This is a genomic window from Arthrobacter melezitosi (genome assembly GCF_054511055.1).
On sequence record NZ_JBTNDJ010000015.1, the window covers coordinates 15973 to 36284 of the forward strand.

Consider the following 20312-nt stretch of genomic DNA (forward strand, 5'->3'; position numbering starts at 1 on the left):
GTACTCCTTTGTTCTCGAAAATCGACCTACCCTCTACCTTTATCAGCGTGCTTACGATTAAGCTACGGGAAGCCTCGAAAACAGGAAGTACGCGGATTCCGGCAGGAGAACCCGCCCGGCGGAAGGGCATGGGCAATGGCAACTGGTGGCACGGATCTCGACGCGGTGTGGCCGCAGTGGAGGGAAGCGGTCAATATGTCGGCCGCCGAGATGAAGAAATGGCTTGACACCGATGAGTCGCTCGCCGTCGGCCAGAAGGAGGGTGGCGAATCGGTCGGTCATGTCTCCGGACGCCGCATCGTCGAGATCCTCGAGACCCGCAAGTCGGAGCTTTCCGAGGATGACGTCCAACACATGGCCAAGGTTGTCGGCTACGTGCACCGCCACCTCGCGCAGACCCCGGCCAAGGAGGACCTTGAACACTCCAAGTGGCGCTACTCGCTGATGAACTGGGGACACGACCCGCACAAGTAGCGCACCGGCCTAGGACCCTTTGCTGAGCGCGCTTTCCTTGTGGGCTGCCTGCTTGCCGGACTTGGCACTTTCGACGATGTAGTACGGCTCGTCGGTTGAGGCCTTGAACTTCTGGCCGTCGAAGGTGAACTCTTTGTCCCGCTTCTCCACGACCTTGCCCTCGGTGGTCCCCTGCGGGGTGTTCCACTTCACTTTCTCGCCCTTGCGGAATGACATCGGCACTACCCTTCCGTCCGGCCTGCAGGTAGTTGCACCCTACCCGCAGGCCGGCGCCCGGCACAGGGCCGCCGGGCTTAATGCCGGCGCTTAGTCGGCCAGGTGCGTGGGGGCGAAGAGGCGCAGGAGCGTCTCCACGACGACGACGTTGGGCCCCTCGGCCGCGAGGCTCTCCTCGAGGGCCTCCCGGATGTCGCCCGGGGCGACCCTGCGCGCCGGTACGCCGAAGGCTTCGGCGAGCTTCACGAAGTCGGGCCGGGCCAGTTCGGTGGCGGTCGCCTTGCCGAACGCGCCCTCCATGTATTCGCGCAGGATGCCGTACCCGCCGTCGTCGACGATGAGCCAGGTGACGGGAAGGTTGTGCTGCTTCGCCGTCGCCAGCTCCGCGATGGAGTACATGGCCGAGCCGTCCCCGGAGACGGCAAGCACCCGCGCCGGACCCCCGGTGGACTCAAGGCCCACGGCCCCGCCGATGGCGCCCGGAAAGCCGTAGCCCAGGCCGCCGGCGCCCTGGGCGGAGTGGAATTCCCCGTCCCGGGAGTCCCAGCAGCTCCAGGCCCAGTAGGCGGAGATCGTCATGTCCCAGAAGGTCTGCATCGCATCCGGCACGGCCTCGCGGATGTCGGCCATGAACTTCCGCTCAAGCGCCAGGTCCTGGGAGTCGAGGCGGGCCGAGACCTTGGCCAGGGTTTCCGCCACCAGGGCGGCGGCGTCGTAGCCCTCGGTGCGTCCCCGGTCGAGCTTCGACAGCGCCTCGTCGAGGGCGCTCAGCGCCTGGCCGGCGTCGGCGCGGATTCCCAGCGCCGGGCGGTTCGATTCGAGGACGCGGGGTTCGGCGTCGATCTGGATGATGCGCCCGCGCGGTTCGAGCGTGAAGTAGTTGGAGGTGACCTCCCCCAGCGAGGATCCAACAACCAAAAGCAGGTCGGCGTCCTCAAGCACCTCGGTGACGTAGCGGTCCTCGACCCAGGACTGCAGCGACAGTTCGTGGTTCCAGGGGAAGGCTCCGTTGCCGCCGGGCGAGCACACCACTGGGGCGCCCAGCTTCTCGGCGATCGAGCGCAGCTGCAGTTCGGCCTTGCCGCGGCGGGCACCGCCGCCGGCGACGATGGCGGGGCGCTTGGAGGCCGTCAGCCACTCGATGGCCTCGCGCACCAGTTCGACGCGCGGGGGGTTGTCGAACGGCTCGGCGAGCGCATCCTCGACCCGGGGGACCATGACGGGGTCCAGCAGCACGTTCTGGGGCACCTCGATCCAGACCGGCCCCTGCGGTGAGGAGACGGCTTCGGTCCAGGCGTCCTGGATCGCCGAGGGAATCCCGGAGGCGTGCTGGATCAGCCGCTGGCTCTTGGTGACGTTCGCCGCCGACGCCTTCTGGTCATCGAGCTGGTGGAGCATGCCCTTGCGCCGTGCGCCGAGGCCCTCGAGCGGAATCTGGCTGGCGATCACGATCATCGGCACGCCGGTGGCGTAGGCCTCCTGCAGTCCGGCCAGGGAGGTGAGGGCGCCGGGTCCGGTGGAGAGGAAGAGGACGCCGACCTCGCCGGTGGCCCGGGAGAAGCCGTCCGCGGCGAAGGCGGAATTGTTCTCGACCCGGGAGGAGACGAACCGCAGCGGCGAACGCGACAGGGCATCGAAGAGGCCCAGCGCGTGCTGGCCGGGGATGCCGAAGACTGTGGTGGCGCCCAGGGCGGTCAGCGTCTCAACAACGAGGTCACCGCCGTTGCGCTGCCCGGTGGCCAGCGGCTGGGGTGGGACGGAGGCGGCGCTGTCGGTGATTTCCATTCAGCTTTCCTTTGACGGCGGGGTGAGGTTGTCGGCCATGAGGCTGACGAGGTCGTAGGCGACGTGGGACGCCGCGACGCCGGTGATTTCGGCGGTGTCGTAGGCGGGGGCCACCTCGACCACGTCGGCGCCCACAAGGTTGAGGCCGCGCAGTCCCCTCAGGATCTCAAGGAGTTCCCGGCTTGTCATGCCGCCGGCCTCGGGGGTGCCGGTGCCGGGGGCATGCGCCGGGTCGAGCACGTCGATGTCGACCGAGACGTAGAGCGGTCGGTTGCCGATCCGGTCCCGCAGCCGGGCGATGACCTCGTCGACGCCCTGGCGGAACACATCGGAGGAGGTGATGATGCCGAAGCCGAAGCGGCGGTCATCCTCGAGGTCCTTCACACCGTAGAGCGGCCCGCGCGTCCCGACGTGCGAGATGGCCTCGGTGTCGAGGATCCCCTCCTCGACGGCCCGCCGGAACGGGGTGCCGTGGGTGTATTCGGCCCCGAAGTAGGTATCCCAGGTGTCGAGGTGGGCGTCGAAGTGGAGCAGTGCCACGGGCGAGCCGGCGCGCTCGGATGCCGCACGCAGCAGGGGCAGGGCGATGGTGTGGTCCCCGCCGAGGGTGACCAGCCGCGCTCCTCCTTCGGTGAGGCCGAGCGCGTTGGCCTGGACCGTCTCGATGGCCTCATGGATGTTGAAGGGGTTCACGGCCATGTCACCGGCGTCGGCGACCTGGACGCGTTCGAAGGGTGACACGTCGAGCGCCGGGTTGTAGGGGCGCAGCAGCCGGGACGCCTCGCGCACATGGTTGGCACCGAACCGCGCCCCGGGCCGGTACGAGACCCCCGAGTCGAAGGGCACCCCCACGACGGCGATGTCGGCGCGTTCCACCTGGTCGAGGCGCGGGAGCCGCGCAAAGGTCGCGGCGCCGGAGTAGCGCGGCACGCGGGCCGAATCGATGGGGCCGAGGTGGCCGCCTGCGGTGATGCGCAGTTCTTCCATGGGCGTCATCCGTTCCTCCCCGGCGCGCACCTGTCGCCCCGAAGTTGCTCAATATGCATCAATAGTTTTTTATAAGGCTATTGTGGGGCGGGTCACCGGTCAAGGCACCGGGCGCGACAGCCCGTTCTGCGCCGCCCTGCCCCTATTTGCCCGAGGCCGCCGGCACCAGGGTCCACAGGATGACCGCCCGCGCCCCCGAGGGATTGGCCCAGGTGTGCGGTTCGCGCCCGGGAAAGGTCACGGTGTCCCCCGCCCGAAGCTCGAAGCGCTGGTTCGAGAAGATCAGTTCGAAGGTGCCCTCCACCACGTGGAGCGTCTCCACCTCGCAGTCCACCGAGTACAGCTCCTTCTCACCGCGGCCGTGCGGCTCGATCTCGGCCCGGATCACCTGCAGCCGGCGCTCCGACCGGGCGGTCATCAGCCGCTCATTGATCCCCTCCCCGCCGAGGCTGATGCGCGGGGCGTCCTCGAGGCGGGTCAGGTGGGTTTCGGGGGCGAGGAACAGGTCGCCGATGGAGATCGAGAGGACCTGGCACAGCGTGACGAGCGAGGCCACCGACGGCGACGTGAGGTCGCGTTCCACCCTGCTCAGGAACCCCTTGGTCAGCCCGGTCGCCTCGGCCACCTGCTCGATGGTCATGCGCTGGGCCTGCCGGGCCGCGCGGATACGGGAACCGATCGCGACGGGGGCGTTCGTTGGTTCGACGGGCAGGGCCTTCATGGCAATCCTCCGCGGGGGATGAGAGGGGATTGGAGGGTTTCAACTAGAGCATAGCGAGCGAAACGGTTCGAGTATGAAGCGGCCCGGGGGCCCACAATTGACCGAGTGAGCTCCATCACCATAGCCTACGACGAAACAACAGTTGCTTGCTGTGCAACCTCAATCCTGGATGGTAATCATGCAATATCTCAATGCGGCGATCGTGGTCGTCTACCTCGTGGCCATGCTCGGCTTCGGGTGGTGGGGCAAGTCCCGCACCCGCAATGCGAGCGACTACCTTGTGGCCGGCCGGCGCCTCGGGCCGCTGCTCTATACGGGCACGATGGCCGCCGTCGTCCTCGGCGGGGCCTCAACCGTCGGCGGAGTCGGCCTCGGCTACACCTACGGCATTTCGGGGATGTGGCTCGTTGTGGCCATCGGGGTCGGCGTCCTGCTGCTGAGCCTGCTCTTCGCGCCCTCGATCCAACGCCTGAAGATCTACACCGTGTCGCAGATGCTCAGCCTCCGCTACGGCTCGGAGGCGACGAAGGTCTCCGGCATCGTCATGCTGGCCTACACGCTGATGCTGTGCGCCACCTCCACCGGCGCCTACGCGACGATCTTCGTGGTCCTCTTCGGGTGGGACCGCGCCCTCTCAATCGCCATTGGCGGCATCATCGTGGTGATCTACTCGGCGATCGGCGGCATGTGGTCGATCACGCTGGCGGACATGGCGCAGTTCATCATCAAGACGATCGGCGTCTTCGCCCTGATGCTCCCGTTCTCGCTCGCCTCGGCCGGCGGGTTCCAGGGAATTTCCGAACGCGCCGGCGCCGAGTTCTTCGACATCACCGGCATCGGCGCGCAGAGCATCATCACCTACTTCGTCGTCTACACCCTTGGCCTGCTCATCGGCCAGGACATCTGGCAGCGCGTCTTCACCTCCCGGACGCCGCAGATCGCCCGCTGGGGCGGCGCGACGGCCGGCATCTACTGCATCCTGTACGGGGTGGCCGGGGCACTGATCGGGATGGCCGCCAGCGTGATCCTGCCGGAGATCGAGTCGAAGGACGACGTCTACGCCGACATCGCCCTCAACGTCCTGCCGATCGGCGTCGGCGGGCTCGTCCTCGCCGCGGCCGTTGCCGCCATGATGTCGACGGCGTCGGGCGCCCTGATCGCCTCGGCGACCGTGGCCCGCACCGATGTCCTGCCCTACCTCCGGAGCCTGTCGCGGCGGGGCGCACGTCCCGCCGCCGCCGGAGCAGCGCAGCACCCGACGGTCGACGCCGACGGACACGGGGTCGGCACGAGCCGGTGGTGGGTCTTCGGCCTCGGCGTGACGGTCATCGCCCTCGCCATCGTGGTGCAGGACGTCGTGGCGGCCCTGACCATCGCCTACGACATCCTCGTTGGCGGCCTCCTTGTCGCCATCATCGGCGGCCTCGTCTGGAAGCGCGGCAACGGACTCGGCGCCGGGATCTCCATGGCCGTCGGAACGGTCGTCACCCTGGGCACCATGGTCTTCCTCGAGGTGAACGCCGAGAACCAGTACGACGGGATCTACGCGAACGAGCCGATCTACTTCGGTCTCGCCGCCTCGGCCCTCGCCTACTGCATCGTGTCCCTGGTGACCCGGCCCACCGATCCGGCCGTCATGGCCGCCTGGGAGGACCGTGTGGCCGGCAATGTGCCCGACGACGACGCCCCGGCCGAGGAGGCCGAGGTGGCGGCGCGCCCCTGACCGATAGAGGATCAATGAGAAGGGCCCTCCCGCGGCGCGGGAGGGCCCTTTCCCTTTTGGTGGACGGTCAGTCGTCCAGGGCGGTGGAGCCGCCGTCCCGGCGGTCCCGCCGCTCCCGCCGGGTCCCGCCGGACCCGGCCGGATCGGAGGCCTCACGGCCCTTTCCGTGGGCCCCGGTTCCTGGGGTGCCCGGGGAACCGGCGGTCGCCGGCACGGACGGCTCCTCGGCGAACTGCTTCGAGGATTCCTCCGTCTCCGGGGTGACACCGCGCGAGGCGACGCCGGGGCGGTCCTCGTCGGAGCTCTTGGCGGCGGCGAGCTCGGCGAGCTCGACGGCCTTCGGATCGTCCTTGGGGAGAGTGCTCAGGCCGTGCCCGCTCTCGTCGAGCGCCGTCGCCTGTTCGGCTTTTTCGATTTCGGTGTCGGTGATCGCCTCGTCCTCCTCCTGGTTCCACGCCTTGATCGCGGCCCAGGTGACCGCCGCCACCGGCACGGAGAGGATGGCGCCGATGATGCCGGCCAGGATGGTTCCGGCGGTCAGGGCGAGCAGGATGACGAGGGCGTGGACGCTCAGCGTGCGGCCCATGACGACGGGCTGCAGGAAGTTGCCCTCGAGCTGGTTCACGACGATGACCACGATGATCACGATCAGGGCCGCTGTCGGCCCGTTGGAGACAAGCGCGACGAGGGCTGCGAGCACCCCGGCTAGGGTGGCGCCAACGAGCGGGATGAACGCTCCGATGAAGACGATCACGGACAGCGGCAGGGCCAGCGGGATCCCGAGGATGGCGAGGGCAATGCCGATGAAGACGGCGTCGACAAGTGCGACGATGGCCGTTCCCCGGACGTACCCGCCCAGCACGGCGAGGCTGCTGTAGCCGACCCGGCGGGCCTTCACCAGCCGCTTGCCCTTGAACGCCCGCAGGATGAAGGCCCAGATCTTCTCGCCGTCCTTGAGGAAGTAGAAGAGGATGACGGCCATCAGCAGGCCGCCGGCGAGGAAGTTGGTTGCCGCGCTCAGGCCGGAGAGGGCCCCGGCGCCCGCGGTGCTGCTGGTGGCGAAGTCGATCACCGCGTCCCGCGCCTGCTGGATCTGGCCCGAGTCGATGGGCAGTGGCCCGTCCTCCACGAAGGCGTAGAGCTGGTCGAAACCCTTCACGGCGCTGTCGACAAGTTCGCCCGCCTGGCGCTGCACGGCGAACACGATGCCGGTGATCAGCCCCCCGAAGAGGAGCAGGAGGAGCAGGAAGGAGAAGCCGGTGGCCGCAGAACTGGGCCAGCCCATGCGGCGCAGCCAGTGCACGAGGGGCACGATGGCCGCCGCGAGGATCAGGGCCAGCAGCATCGGGATCACCACGAGGCGCACCTGGATCAGCGCGTAGACAGTCACCACGGCGAGCAGCAGCATCAGGAGGACCTGGGCGCAGCGCAGGCTGGCCCGGCCGAGGCTGTCCCTCCACGGGTTCGTCGGGTCTGGGGCTTGAACGCTCATGATGCCTGTCTTCCGGTAGGGGTCGTTGGCTTGCTGTCCAGGAGGCGGGTGCGCACCTCGCGGCGCAGCACCTTCCCGATCAGGGACCGGGGCAGTTCATCCACCGCAAAGATGCGGCGGGGAACCTTGTAGGCGGCCAGCGCGTCGCGGCAGCGCCTGCGGAGGGATTCCTCGTCGAGGGACTGACCGTCGGCCAGGACGACGGCGGCGACGACGTCCTCCCCGCCGCCGGACCGCGGCAACCCGACGACGGCCGCGTCGGTGACCGGGCCGAAGGCCCGAAGGGCCTCCTCCACCTCGGTGGGCGCCACGTTGAATCCGCCGGTGATGATCAGTTCCTTGATCCGATCGACGATGCTGACGTAGGAGTCCGCGTCGACGGTCACGATGTCGCCGGTGCGGAACCATCCACCCTCCAGCAGGGCCGCCTCGGTTTCCTCGGGCTTCCGCCAGTAGCCCGAGAACACCTGGGGCCCGCGGATGAGCAGTTCGCCCGCTTCCCCCGGCGCGCGCTCAATCTCGGGGCTATCGGGGTCGACAACCCGGATCTCGGTGTTCGGGAGGGGAACTCCGACCGTGCCCGGGCGCCGGGTGGGGCCGATGGGGTTGCCAAGGGCCACCGGGGAGGTCTCGGTGAGCCCGTAGCCCTCGACGAGATACCCGCCGGTGGCCTTCTCCCAGCGGGCCACCGTCGCAGGGGGCAGGTTCATCGCTCCGGAGATGGCGAACCGGATGCTCGTGAGGTCGGCTCCGCGCTCCTCGGCGGCGGCGGCGAGCCGGTCGTAGATCGGAGGGACGGCGGGCAGGAACGTCGGCGGACTCTTCCGGGCGGCCTTCAACACCAGGTCGACGTCGAAGCGGGGGAAGAGGACGAGCCGCGCGCCGATGCTCATGGCGAAGGTGAGGCACAGGGTGAGCCCGTAGGCGTGGAACATGGGCAGCACCGCGTAGACGACCTCCTCCCCTTCGACGAGTCCGGGCACCCAGGCCCGGCCCTGGGCGGCATTGGCAAGCAGGTTGCGGTGGGTCAGGACGGCGCCCTTGGGGTAGCCGGTGGTGCCGCTGGTGTATTGGAGCACCGCGGTGTCCCCTGCCCCGGGCCTCGGATGCCCCGGCTTCAGCGGGCGGTTCCTCCGGAGCTCCTCCCAGGTCGAGACCGGGCGGGACCCGCCGGGTGCCTCCGCGGTGGACAGAGCCGTCCGCGCACGGCGCGCGGCCGGCAGCGGCAGCCTCAGCGCGAGGCGCTTCCCGGCGGGAAGGGCGCGGGTGAGGTCGACCGACACCACGGCGTCCGGTCCCGCGTCCTCCGGGAGCGCCTGGACCCGCGGAACGACCTTGTCCCACACGATAGCGACCTTCGCGCCGTGGTCCTCGAACTGGTGGCGCAGTTCCCGGTCGGTGTAAAGCGGATTGTGTTCAACGACGATCGCCCCAAGCCGCAGCACGGCATAGAACGCGGCAATGTGCTGGGGACAGTTCGGCAGGACGAGGGCAACCCGGTCGCCCGGACCCACTCCGAGCCCGCGCAGGCCTTCGGCGATGCGCAGCACATCCCCGATCAATTCGCCGTAGGTCGTCTCGGATCCGAAGAATTCGAGCGCCACACGGTTCCGGTGGCGGGCCCCGGCGGATTCGATCAGGTCGAACAGGGAACCCTCGGGCACGGCGATTTCGGGGGGCACCCCGGGCGCGTAACGTGCCGTCCACGGACGGGAGGACTCCAATTTCATAAGCCTGCTTCCTGTTTTGACCCTGTGAACTCTACAGGGCACCACCGGCGTCATGGTAGCCGCCACCCTCTATTCTCGGCGACGGGGACCGCGGACTGGTCGCCGCACTTTTCTCCCGCCGCGTAACCGGTGGACCAAGGCAACCGACACGGTAGACTTGCACCAGCGAAGGGGAGTAGCTCCGTGGCCGGTGTGCCGCGAGGCCTGTCGACATACTGGCGCCAATCAAGCCGCCCGGCAGTCCACCGCCCAGCGGCGGCGAGCGAGACCTTCGGCCAGAACACGTTCGAGTGTTGCAGGCCGGAGTTCCACGCACCCGGCGATCATCTGCAGCCGGTCAAGAGGAGCTTTCAGTGACAGCCGCCCACCCAAGGCGCCCCGCCGACATCAAACGCTGGCGCCAGTATCTTGCCGACGAGCGCGCCGAGGCGGCCACCTACCGCGACCTCGCCCGCCGGCGGACCGGCGAGGAACGCGACATCCTGCTCGCCCTCGCCGACGCCGAGGGCCGCCATGAGGCTCACTGGCTGAAGCTGCTCGGGAATGAGGCCGGGCGCCCGGTCCGGGCCTCGATGCGCAACCGGATGCTGGGCCTGCTGGCACGCCGGTTCGGATCGGTTTTCGTCCTTGCCCTGGCCCAGCGCGCCGAAGGGCGCTCCCCCTATGCGGCCGACCCCACCGCCACCAATGCCATGGCCGCCGATGAGCAGATCCACGAGGAAGTCGTGCGGGCGCTGGCCACCCGGGGCCGGAACCGCCTGTCGGGGAATTTCCGGGCGGCGGTCTTCGGCGCGAACGACGGGCTCGTCAGCAACCTCGCCCTCATTATGGGCATCGGGGCGACGGGGGCCTCCACCGCGTTCATCCTCATCAGCGGCCTCTTCGGCCTGCTGGCCGGCGCCCTGTCCATGGGGGCCGGAGAGTACGTTTCGGTGCGTTCCCAACGGGAGCTGCTGTCGGCGACCCGCCCCACCCAGGTCACCCTGACGGCCTCCAAGGAACTCGACATCGCCGCGAACGAACTCGTCCTCGTGTACCGGGCGCGGGGCATGACCCCGGAGGCGGCCAGGCACCGGGCCGAGGAACGCATGGGGCTCGCAGCCTGCGACTGCGACCCGAGCTTCTCCCTGCAGCCGGACACCGACCCCGCGGAGGACGCCCACGAGCAGGTCGGCACCGGGCTGGGGGCTGCGGCGTCGAGCTTCTGCTTCTTCGCCTCGGGTGCGGTGATCCCCGTCCTTCCCTACCTGGTGGGCCTCACGGGCCTGGCCGCCATCGTCACGGCCTGCATCCTCGTCGGGCTCGCCCTGCTGGCGACCGGGGCGGTGGTCGGGCTGCTGTCCGGCGCCTCGCCGCTGAAGCTCGCCCTGCGGCAGCTCGCGATCGGCCTTGGAGCCGCAGCGGCGACCTACCTCCTGGGGATGCTGTTCGGCACCACCGCCATCTAACCACCGCGCTCCAGCGCGGCCCCGGTCCGGCGCGCGGTTCAGGGCCGGCCGGTGACGTGCTGCTCGAGGCGTTCGAGGGTCTTCTCGATGCTCGCCGGGTGCCGCCGGGTAAAGCCGGCGAGCCGGAGCACCAGCTTCCACGGGACCGGCCGGGCATCCCACTGCTCGGTGACCAGTGTCGCTTCCCCGCGCGGTTCGAGGATGTAGCGCCAGACGTGGCGGGAGAAGTGGCGCCAGGCGATCAGGCGTCCCTCCTCGAACTCGACCACCCGGTTGAGGATCCGGTAACGGGGCCCGAGCTTCATCTCCATGCCGAACCGGGCACCTGCCGAGAGCCGCTGCGGGCCGTTGGGCTGTTCGCCGCGGACGGTGCCGGAGCCGTCGATCACGCTGTGCAGGGCCGGGGTGGCCAGGACCTCGAAGATGCGTCCGGCGGGCGCGGAAATCAGCCGGCTGCGGGTGATGAGGTAGCGGGAATCGGGGGGCCCGGGCGTCGTCGTCATAGGCCCATTGTGCCCGAGGCCGGAACCTGTGGCGGGCCGGAGCCGGCGATGGGAAAAGGAAAGCCCCGGACCGCGCGGGCGGTCCGGGGCTTTCCTCCGTGTACTGCGGCGGTGCTAGAGCGTGGCGTAGACCTCGCGCAGCAGGCGGGCGGTCTCGGACGGGCTCTTGCCCACCTTGACGCCGGCGGCCTCGAGGGCCTCCTTCTTCGCCTGGGCGGTTCCGGCGGAACCCGAGACGATCGCACCGGCGTGGCCCATGGTCTTGCCCTCCGGGGCGGTGAAGCCTGCAACGTAGCCGACGACCGGCTTGGTCACGTGGGCCTTGATGTACTCGGCCGCACGCTCCTCTGCGTCGCCGCCGATTTCGCCGATCATGACGATCGCCTTGGTCTCCGGGTCGGCCTCGAACGCCTCGAGGGCGTCGATGTGGGTGGTGCCGACGACGGGATCGCCGCCGATGCCGATGGCCGTGGAGAAGCCGAGGTCACGCAGCTCGAACATCATCTGGTAGGTCAGGGTGCCGGACTTCGAGACGAGGCCGACGCCGCCCTTGCCGGTGATGTTCGCCGGGGTGATGCCCACTAGGGACTCCCCCGGAGTGATGATGCCGGGGCAGTTCGGGCCGATGATGCGGGTGACCTGCTTGCCGTCGGCGTCGACCCTGGACTGGGCGAGGGCCCAGAACTCGGCGGTGTCCTGCACGGGGACGCCTTCGGTGATCACGACGACCAGGCCGAGGCCGGCCTCGATCGCCTCGACGACGGCGTCCTTGGTGAAGGCCGGCGGCACGAACACGATGGAGACGTCGGCGCCGGTCTCGGCGACGGCTTCCTTCACGGTGCCGTACACGGGCAGGGTGGTCTCGCCGTGGGTCACGGTGGTGCCGGCCTTGCGGGCGTTGACGCCCCCGACGACCTGCGTGCCGGCAGCGAGCATCAGCGCGGTGTGCTTGGTGCCTTCGCCGCCGGTGATGCCCTGGACGATCACCTTTGAGTCTTTATTGAGGTAGATAGACATGGTGGGTTGCCTTTACTTTCCGTAAGCCAGCTCGGCGGCCTTGTCGGCGCCTTCGTCCATGGTGTCGGACAGGGTGATCAGGGGGTGGTTGGCTCCGCGCAGGATGGCACGGCCCTCCTCCACCTTGTTGCCGTCGAGGCGGACCACCAGGGGCTTGTTGGCTTCGTCTCCGAGGATCTCCAGGGCCTTGACGATGCCGTTGGCGACCTCATCGCAGGCGGTGATGCCGCCGAAGACGTTGACGAACACGCTCTTGACCTGCGTGTCGTTGAGGATGACGTCGAGGCCGGCGGCCATGACCTCGGCGGAGGCTCCGCCGCCGATGTCGAGGAAGTTCGCCGGGCGCACGTTGCCGTGGGCCTCGCCGGCGTAGGCGACGACGTCGAGGGTCGACATCACGAGGCCTGCGCCGTTGCCGATGATGCCCACTTCGCCGTCGAGCTTGACGTAGTTGAGGTCGTTGGCCTTCGCCTTGGCCTCGAGCGGGTCGGCCGCTTCCTTGTCCTCGAGCGCCGCGTGGTCGGCGTGGCGGAACGCGGCGTTCTCATCGATGGTGACCTTGCCGTCGAGCGCGAGGATGTCGCCGCTGCCGGTCTTTACCAGGGGGTTGACCTCGACGAGCGTTGCGTCTTCCTTGACGAAGACGTCCCACAGCTTGAGGAGCGTCGCGGTGACGCCTTCGTGCAGCTCCGGTGCGAACCCTGCGGCCTCGACGATCTCCTGGGCCTTGGCCGAATCGATACCGACGCCCGGGTCGACGGCGATGCGTGCCAGCGCCTCGGGGCGCTCAACGGCGAGCTGTTCGATGTCCATGCCGCCCTCGACGGAGCACATGGCGAGGTAGTTGCGGTTCGACCGGTCGAGCAGGACCGAGAAGTAGTACTCCTCGGCGATGTCCGCGCCCTGGGCGATCATGACGGTGTGTACCGTGTGGCCCTTGATGTCCATCCCCAAGATGTCCGAGGCGTAGCGGTGGGCTTCGTCGGGGGTCTTGGCCACCTTCACGCCGCCGGCCTTACCGCGGCCACCAACCTTGACCTGGGCCTTGACGACGACAACTCCGCCGATTTTTTCAGCTGCTGCTTTGGCTTCTTCGGGGGTGTGCGCCACGATGCCGGCGAGCACGGGAACTCCGTGTGCCTCAAAGAGATCGCGCGCCTGATATTCAAACAGGTCCACGGGCTGGTGTCCTTCTACGTCGAAGTAGGTTTACCTAGGGAACTTTAGTCCCTTGGCACTGGGGGCCTTTTCCAGACTACCCGTTTCGTGAGGAAGGCCACACTTCTATGAGTTGTAGAAAAAATCGCAATTTAATTAGGTGAAATCGGCGTTTTATCCGGCCTTTGTCAGCGGTGCATAACGCAGCAGGAGGCGCTTTTCGCCCTCCCCGAATCGCACCTTGGCGACGGTTTTATCCCCGGCGCCCTCCACGGCGACCACTGTGCCGTTGCCGAAGGTCGTGTGGTTCACCTTGTCCCCGGGAGCCACCGCGATCACTTCCTTCTGGGGCTGGACCCGCCCAATGGCCTTCGCCGGGGAGGCCGCGGCCGCACCGCCCGCCCCGGACGCACCGGAGCCCCAGTAGGACCCGCTGAAGCGTGGGCCGCTCGTCGGGCTGGCGTTCCAGGCCGGGAGGGATGCCCCTTCCCGCTTCCATTCGATGAGCTCATCGGGGACCTCCGAGACGAACTGGCTCGCGGGGCTGTACTGGCTCTGCCCCCACATGCTGCGGACCTCGGAGCGGGTCAGGTAGAGCCTGCGGCGCGCACGGGTGAGCCCCACGTACGCGAGCCGGCGCTCCTCGGCGAGTTCCTTCGGGTCGGTTGCCGAGCGCTGGTGCGGGAAGATCCCCTGTTCCATGCCGGTGAGGAAGACCACCGGGAACTCGAGGCCCTTCGCCGTGTGGAGGGTCATCAGGGTCACGACGCCCTGGCGGCGCGCCTCAGCGACGGCCTGCTCGACCTCCTCGGCGGTGCCCCCGGGTGCGTCGGGGATGGAGTCGGCGTCGGCGACGAGGGACACCTGCTCGAGGAAGTCACCGAGTGCTCCCTCGGGGTTGTCGCGCTCGTACTCGCGCACGACGGCGACGAGTTCGGCGAGGTTCTCGACGCGTGATTCGTCCTGCGGGTCGTTGCTGGTGCGCAACTGTTCGAGGTACCCCGTCTGCTCGAGGACCGCCTCGAGGGCCGCGGAGGCACCCGAGCTGTTGGCAACCTCCGCGAGGTCATCGATGAGCTTGACGAAGCCCGCCACGGCGTTGACCGACCGGGTGGCCATGCCCGGTGCCTCGTTGGCCCGGCGCAGCGCCTCCATGAAGCTGATACGGTGCCGTTCGCTGAGCGCCGCCACGGCGTACTCGGCCCGGTCCCCGATGCCCCGCTTGGGCTCGTTGAGGATCCGGCGCAGGTTGACGACGTCGTCCTGGTTCACGAGCACCCGCAGGTAGGCCAGGGCGTCCTTGATCTCCTTGCGCTCATAGAAGCGCGTACCGCCCACCACCTTGTAGGGAAGGCCGACCCGCAGCAGGATCTCCTCGATTGAGCGGGACTGCGCGTTCGTGCGGTAGAACACCGCCACGTCACCGGGTCGGAGGTTCTCCTCGTCCTGGAGCCGGTCGATCTCATCGGCGATGAAGCGGGCTTCCTCGTGCTCGTTCTCCCCCACGTAGCCGACGATCTTTTCGCCGTTGCCCTCGGCCGTCCACAGCCGCTTCTCGGGCCGGTTCGGGTTGCGGGAGATCACGGCGTTGGCGGCGCTGAGGATGGTCTGGGTCGAGCGGTAGTTCTGCTCGAGCAGGATGGTGCGGGCGTCCTTGTAGTCGTTCTCGAACTCGACGATGTTCCGGACATCCGCGCCGCGGAAGGCGTAGATCGACTGGTCCGAATCGCCGACCACCGTGAGTTCGGCGGGGGTGTCCGTCGTCTCCCCCGGCACCCCGACGATCTCGCGGACCAGCGCGTACTGGGCGTGGTTGGTGTCCTGGTATTCGTCGACGAGGACGTGGCGGAACCGGCGCCGGTAGTAGTCGGCGACCCCGGGGAAGGCGCGGAACATGTAGACCGTCTGGGCGATCAGGTCATCGAAGTCCATCGCGTTGGCCGAGCGCATGCGCTGGGCATAGCCCTTGTAGACCTCGGCGACGGCGGTCTCGAACGGATCGGAGGGGTCGGCGGCGTCGGCGTAGGCCTCCTCGTCGATCAGCTCGTTCTTCAGGGCCGAGATCTTGTGCTGGATGGCCTTTGGGGCGAACCGTTTCGGATCGAGGTCGAGGCCCTTCGCGGTGAGGGTGATCAGCCTCAGGGTGTCGGCCGAGTCGTAGATCGAGAAGTTGGAGTTCAGCCCGACGCTGGCGGCTTCCCGGCGCAGGATGCGCACGCAGGAGGAGTGGAAGGTGGAGATCCACATGCGCTGGGCGACGTCGCCGATCAGGGCCTCGATGCGCTCGCGCATCTCGGCGGCCGCCTTGTTGGTGAAGGTGATCGCCAGGATTTCCCCGGGCCGGGCCCGTCCGGTGGCCAGCAGGTGGGCGATGCGGTGGCTGAGCACGCGGGTCTTGCCCGAGCCGGCGCCGGCGACGATGAGCAGCGGGGAGCCGCTGTGGCGGACGGCCTCCTCCTGCTGCGGGTTCAGTCCCTCGAGGAGTTCCCGCGCCCGCTCTTCGCTGGGGGCGGCGGAGACCGGTCGGGCCAGGGCCGGATCGGCCAGCGCGGAGACCTGCCCGCCCCCGGGCTGCTTCGAACCTGGGTTCTTGGGTGCGGGGTACGGGTCGAAAAGCATATCCATGGTGCTTCCAAGTCTAGGCGGTGGCTCCGACTGTCGGCACGGCCCGGCTCCGTGCTCCCGGCCCGGAACGGACGAGCGCCCGCCGGCGGTCCGCCGGCGGGCGCTTGGACTGGCACTGGAATGGCTGACGCCGGGGCTAGAGGCTGCGGGGCCGCGACTCCTCGGGTTCGATGCCGAGCAGCGCGAGCTTGCCGCTCCTGCGGTCGGCGAGGTACTCCTTCATCTCCCGCTTGATGACGGGCAGGAGCAGGTACACGCCCAGCAGGTTCACGAACGCGCAGACGAACAGGGCGGCGTCGGCGAAGCTGATGACCTGGCTGAAGGTCAGCACGCAGCCGGCGACGGTGAAGAACAGGAAGATCACCTTGTAGAGGATCTCCGAAACCTTGCCGCGGCCGAAGAGGAACTCCCACGCCTTGAGCCCGTAATAGGACCAGGTGATGAGCGTCGAGTAGGCGAACAGCGCAACCGCGACAGCCAGCACGATCGGGAACCACGGCAGCACTGTGGCGAAGGCATCCGAGGTGAGCGTCACTCCGTCGGGCGGACCGTCTCCGGCCTGCACCTGGTCGATACCGGCCTGGAGGCTGGGCGCCCCGGCGATGATGATAGCCAGGGCCGTCATGGTGCAGATGAGCACTGTGTCGACCAGCGGTTCGAACAGGGCGACAAAGCCCTCGCTGACCGGCCGGCGGGTCTTCACTGCGGAGTGGGCGATGGCGGCCGAGCCGAGGCCCGCCTCGTTGGAGAAGGCAGCGCGCTGGAACCCGACGATCATGACGCCCACAACGCCGCCGGCGATACCGGCCGGAGCGAAGGCCCCCGAGATGATGGCGCCGAAGGCGGCGGGGACCTGGCCGAAGTTCACGAAGATGACCAGCAGGCAGGACGCCACATAGATGAACCCCATGGCGGGGACGAGCTTGCTGGTTGTCGCGCCGATCGATTTGATGCCGCCGAGGATGACGGCGGCGACGAGGACGGCCAGGACGATGCCGAAGATCAGGGCTGAGCCGGCGCTGCCGAAGAAACCGTCCTCACCACCGGTGACGTTCTGCACCTGCGCGAAGGTCTGGTTCGCCTGGAACATATTGCCGCCGGCCAGGCCGAAGATGAGGATGGCGACGGCGAAGATGCCGGTAAGGATCTTCGCGGGGATCCTGCCGAGCTTGCTGAAGGCGATGGGGAGATACTTGAACGGACCGCCGCTGACAGTGCCGTCCTCGTGGACCTCCCGGTACTTGACGCCGAGGGTGCACTCGGCGAACTTGCTGGCCATACCGAGCAGCCCGGCGAGGATCATCCAGAAGGTGGCCCCCGGACCGCCAAGGGCCATGGCGGCGCCGACGCCGGCGATATTGCCCAGTCCGACGGTTCCGGAAAGAGCCGAGGTCAACGCCTGGAAGTGCGGAACCTCCCCCGGATCGTCCTTGACGGAGTATTTACCCCGGATGACCTCGGTGGCGACCTTCAGGCCCCGGAACTGGATGAAGCCGAAGTAGATGGTGAAGATGATGCCTGCGGCGATGAGCCAGGCCACGACGGCGGGGAAGCTGACTTCACCGATGGTGATGGGGAAGAAGACGATGGTCGAGAAGACCCTGGTGATCGGTTCGAAGGCCGCATTGATGGCGTTGTCGATGGCGGCGAGCCATCCTACGTCCTCGGTCACAGCGCGGGGTAGTGCCTGGGAAATTTGCATCCATCCAATGAACCCCGAAGTTGGCGTGACCGCAATCACATGCGGCGTATGACACGAAAACAGTGCCCGAAAAGGAGGAATTGACAAGCCCATCAGTGCTCGGGTTCGGGGGAACGGCTCGTCGGCGGCAGGGCTTTTCGACACGGCCACGGGAACAGGTAAGCTGGGAGCGCCTGAGCGGGGTGGATGCGCTTCGCCGGCAAGCCTCTGTAGCTCAGTAGGATAGAGCGTCCCTCTCCTAAAGGGAAGGTCGTCGGTTCGATTCCGGCCAGGGGCACAACGATGTAAAACAGTGCCCCGTCAGGGCACTGTTCGGCACGGGCAGCACGCCCGAACCTCCGAGGCGGTCATGACCCAGGTTCTTCCCATCGCCGCCCTGTGCCTGCTCGACGGCGCCGGAAACCTCCTGCTGGTGCGCAAGCGCGGCACGCGCATGTTCATGCAGCCCGGCGGCAAGCTCGAACCCGGCGAAACCGCTGCGGCCGCGGCCGTGCGCGAACTCCAGGAGGAGCTCGGCCTTTCCGTCGCGGCCTCCCGGCTCGTACCGCTTGGATGCTGGTACGGGCCCGCCGCCAACGAAGCGGACACCTTCATCGATGCCACAGTGTTCCTGTGTCCGCTGGAGGGCACCCCGGCGCCCGCCGCCGAGATCGAGGAGATCGGCTGGCTCGACCTGAGCGGACCCGGGGACCGGAGCGACCTCGCCCCGCTGCTGACCGAGTTCGTTCTCCCCGCCCTGAGGGACGTTCCCGGGCCCGCGACGGCGGTCAGGGCGTAGCGTTCGCCCCGCTGAGCACTTCGGGGTCCTCATCGGGCGCGGAGTTCTTCTGCACCGCGAACTGCGTCCGGTGCAGCTCCGCATACCGGCCCCCGCGGGCCAGCAGCTCGTCGTGCGTGCCGCGTTCGGCGATGCGCCCGTCCTCGATGACGAGGATGAGGTCGGCGCTGCGGATCGTCGAGAGCCGGTGCGCGATCACCATGGCCGTCCGGCCCTCCAGCGCCTCGGTCAGGGCGGCCTGCACCGCCGCTTCGGAGGTGGAGTCAAGTGCCGCCGTCGCCTCGTCGAGGATGACGACGCGGGGCTGGGCCAGCAGGAGCCGGGCGATCGTCATGCGCTGGCGCTCCCCGCCGGAGAGCCGGTAGCCGCGTTCGCCGACCATGGTGTCGAGCTGGTCCGGAAGCGACCGCAGCAGCGGTTCGAGCCGGGCGCGGCGGACCGCGTCCCAGATCTCCTCCTCGGTCGCCTCGGGGCGCGCGAGCAGCAGGTTCGACCGGATGGTCTCGTGGAACAGGTGCCCGTCCTGGGTGACCATGCCCAGGGTTGAGCGCATCGAGGCGAAGGTGACGTCGCGGACGTCAGCCCCCGCAAGGCGGACGGCGCCGCTGTCGACGTCGTAGAGGCGCGCCAGCAGCTGCGCGATCGTCGACTTTCCGGCGCCGGAGGTGCCCACGAGGGCGACCGTCTGCCCGGGCAGGATCCGGAAGGAGATTCCGTGGAGCACCTCCTCGCCGCCGCGGGTATCGAGGGTGGAGACCTCTTCGAGCGAGGCGAGGGAGACCTTGTCGGCCGAGGGGTAGGCGAAGCGGACGTCGTCGAACTCGATGGTGACCGGCCCCGCCGGCACCGGCCGGGCGTTCGGCTTTTCCTGGATGAGGGGCAACAGGTCGAGGATCTCGAAGACCCGTTCGAAGCTCACCAGTGCGCTCATGATCTCGACCCGCGCATTCGCCAGGGAGGTCAGCGGCGCGTACAGCCGGGTGAGCAGCAGCGCGAGGGTCACCACCTCGCCGGTCTCGAGCTGCCCGCCGAGCGCGAGCGAGCCGCCCAGTCCGTAGACCAGGGCCAGGGCGAGCGCCGAGACAAGCATCAGCGCGGTGAAGAAGAGGAACTGGAGCATCGCCATGCGCACCCCGATGTCGCGGACGCGGGCGGCCCGGACCCGGAACTCCTCGGCTTCGGCGTCGGGGCGGCCGAACAGCTTCACCAGGGTGGCACCGGGGGCGGAGAACCGTTCGGTCATCTGCGTGCTCATCGCCGAGTTGTGGTCGGCCGCTTCCCTCCGCAGGGCGGCCAGTTTGCCGCCCATGCGCCGCGCGGGCACGAGGAACAGCGGAAGCATCACGATGGCGAGGATCGTGACGAGCCAGGAGGTGCTGAGCATCACGATCAGGGTCAGGGCGAGTGCCACAGTATTGCTGACGACCCCGGACAGGGTGCCGCTGAAGGCCTGCTGGGCTCCGATGACGTCGTTGTTGAGCCTGCTGACGAGGGCGCCGGTGCGGGTGCGGGTGAAGAAGGCGATCGGCATCTTCTGGACGTGGTTGAACACCGCCGTGCGCAGGTCGAGGATGACTCCCTCGCCGATGTTCGCCGAATACCAGCGGGTGGCCATGCTGACGGCCGCGTCCGCCACCGCGACCAGGGCGATGACGACGGCCAACCAGAGAACCGTCCGCGACGACCCCTCCGCGACAATGACGTCCACGACCTGCCCCGCCAGCACCGGGGTGGCGACGGCGAGGAAGGCGGCGGCGACCGACAACAGGATGAAGAGTGTGAGCTTCACCCGGTAGGGCACCGCGAAGGCGACGATGCGCTTCAGCGTTTCCTTCGAGAATTTGTTCGTTCGGTCCTTGGCGGTGGAGATCCGGTAGAGGGAACTCCAGGCCGCGCCTTCCATGCTCATCCAAGTGCCTTCCGTTAAGCCTCTTCAAGCTTAGGCGCTGGCAC

At 68.4% G+C, this 20312-nt stretch carries 16 protein-coding genes and 1 tRNA gene; 5 read left to right on the plus strand and 12 right to left on the minus strand.

Annotation, left to right across the window (positions count from 1 at the left end):
* Positions 1–135 precede the first annotated feature (135 nt).
* A complete protein-coding gene (locus ACX80W_RS13650; RefSeq protein ID WP_459284162.1) occupies positions 136–474 on the plus strand; it encodes a DUF3140 domain-containing protein in 339 nt (112 codons plus the stop codon).
* Between the two features lie 9 nt (positions 475–483).
* Here the strand turns inward: ACX80W_RS13650 and ACX80W_RS13655 are convergent, their stop codons facing one another.
* The 4 genes from ACX80W_RS13655 to ACX80W_RS13670 all read right to left on the minus strand — a co-directional run bounded on the left by ACX80W_RS13655 (position 484) and on the right by ACX80W_RS13670 (position 4183).
* A complete protein-coding gene (locus tag ACX80W_RS13655) occupies positions 484–690 on the minus strand; it encodes a hypervirulence associated TUDOR domain-containing protein (RefSeq protein WP_459284164.1) in 207 nt (68 codons plus the stop codon).
* Between the two features lie 90 nt (positions 691–780).
* Positions 781–2475 carry a thiamine pyrophosphate-binding protein gene (locus ACX80W_RS13660; protein ID WP_459284166.1) on the minus strand — a complete coding sequence of 565 codons (1695 nt, stop codon included), beginning with the start codon at positions 2473–2475 and terminating at the stop codon, positions 781–783.
* Entirely contained in the window at positions 2476–3462 is a 987-nt protein-coding gene (gene speB, locus ACX80W_RS13665) for an agmatinase (protein WP_459284265.1), read from the minus strand.
* A gap of 142 nt (positions 3463–3604) precedes the next feature.
* Positions 3605–4183 (minus strand): helix-turn-helix domain-containing protein, encoded by a 579-nt coding sequence (locus ACX80W_RS13670; RefSeq protein WP_459284168.1) that lies wholly within the window; start codon positions 4181–4183, stop codon positions 3605–3607.
* Between the two features lie 178 nt (positions 4184–4361).
* On the opposite strand from ACX80W_RS13670, the gene ACX80W_RS13675 reads away from it, so the two are divergent.
* On the plus strand, positions 4362–5906 hold the full coding sequence (locus tag ACX80W_RS13675) for a sodium:solute symporter family protein (protein WP_459284169.1): 1545 nt from the start codon (positions 4362–4364) through the stop codon (positions 5904–5906).
* 67 nt (positions 5907–5973) lie between these two features.
* Here the strand turns inward: ACX80W_RS13675 and ACX80W_RS13680 are convergent, their stop codons facing one another.
* Together ACX80W_RS13680 and ACX80W_RS13685 are read right to left on the minus strand one after the other, a co-directional pair.
* Complete coding sequence (locus tag ACX80W_RS13680) at positions 5974–7398, minus strand: AI-2E family transporter (RefSeq protein ID WP_459284171.1); 1425 nt, start codon at positions 7396–7398, stop codon at positions 5974–5976.
* The gene (locus ACX80W_RS13685) at positions 7395–9128 is read right to left on the minus strand and encodes a long-chain-fatty-acid--CoA ligase (protein ID WP_459284173.1); all 1734 of its coding nucleotides are present in this window, start codon (positions 9126–9128) and stop codon (positions 7395–7397) included. The genes ACX80W_RS13680 and ACX80W_RS13685 overlap by 4 nt, the downstream gene beginning before the upstream one ends.
* A gap of 353 nt (positions 9129–9481) precedes the next feature.
* Between ACX80W_RS13685 and ACX80W_RS13690 the strand changes: the two genes are divergently transcribed.
* On the plus strand, positions 9482–10576 hold the full coding sequence (locus ACX80W_RS13690) for a VIT1/CCC1 transporter family protein (protein ID WP_459284174.1): 1095 nt from the start codon (positions 9482–9484) through the stop codon (positions 10574–10576).
* A gap of 38 nt (positions 10577–10614) precedes the next feature.
* Here the strand turns inward: ACX80W_RS13690 and ACX80W_RS13695 are convergent, their stop codons facing one another.
* From ACX80W_RS13695 to ACX80W_RS13715, 5 genes are all read right to left on the minus strand, one after another.
* Entirely contained in the window at positions 10615–11079 is a 465-nt protein-coding gene (locus tag ACX80W_RS13695; RefSeq protein ID WP_459284176.1) for an SRPBCC family protein, read from the minus strand.
* Positions 11080–11193: 114 nt separating this feature from the next.
* Complete coding sequence (sucD, locus tag ACX80W_RS13700) at positions 11194–12096, minus strand: succinate--CoA ligase subunit alpha (RefSeq protein WP_459284178.1); 903 nt, start codon at positions 12094–12096, stop codon at positions 11194–11196.
* Positions 12097–12108: 12 nt separating this feature from the next.
* On the minus strand, positions 12109–13275 hold the full coding sequence (gene sucC / locus ACX80W_RS13705) for an ADP-forming succinate--CoA ligase subunit beta (protein ID WP_459284179.1): 1167 nt from the start codon (positions 13273–13275) through the stop codon (positions 12109–12111).
* Positions 13276–13428: 153 nt separating this feature from the next.
* On the minus strand, positions 13429–15879 hold the full coding sequence (pcrA, locus tag ACX80W_RS13710; protein ID WP_459284181.1) for a DNA helicase PcrA: 2451 nt from the start codon (positions 15877–15879) through the stop codon (positions 13429–13431).
* 136 nt (positions 15880–16015) lie between these two features.
* Entirely contained in the window at positions 16016–17581 is a 1566-nt protein-coding gene (locus tag ACX80W_RS13715; protein ID WP_459284182.1) for an alanine/glycine:cation symporter family protein, read from the minus strand.
* Positions 17582–17784: 203 nt separating this feature from the next.
* Here ACX80W_RS13715 and ACX80W_RS13720 point away from each other — a divergent pair.
* Positions 17785–17858, plus strand: a tRNA-Arg gene (locus tag ACX80W_RS13720).
* Positions 17859–17930: 72 nt separating this feature from the next.
* Positions 17931–18359 (plus strand): NUDIX hydrolase, encoded by a 429-nt coding sequence (locus ACX80W_RS13725; RefSeq protein ID WP_459284183.1) that lies wholly within the window; start codon positions 17931–17933, stop codon positions 18357–18359.
* On the opposite strand, the gene ACX80W_RS13730 is transcribed toward ACX80W_RS13725, so the two are convergent.
* The gene (locus ACX80W_RS13730; protein ID WP_459284185.1) at positions 18349–20268 is read right to left on the minus strand and encodes an ABC transporter ATP-binding protein; all 1920 of its coding nucleotides are present in this window, start codon (positions 20266–20268) and stop codon (positions 18349–18351) included. The genes ACX80W_RS13725 and ACX80W_RS13730 overlap by 11 nt on opposite strands.
* Between the last annotated feature and the right edge of the window lie 44 nt (positions 20269–20312).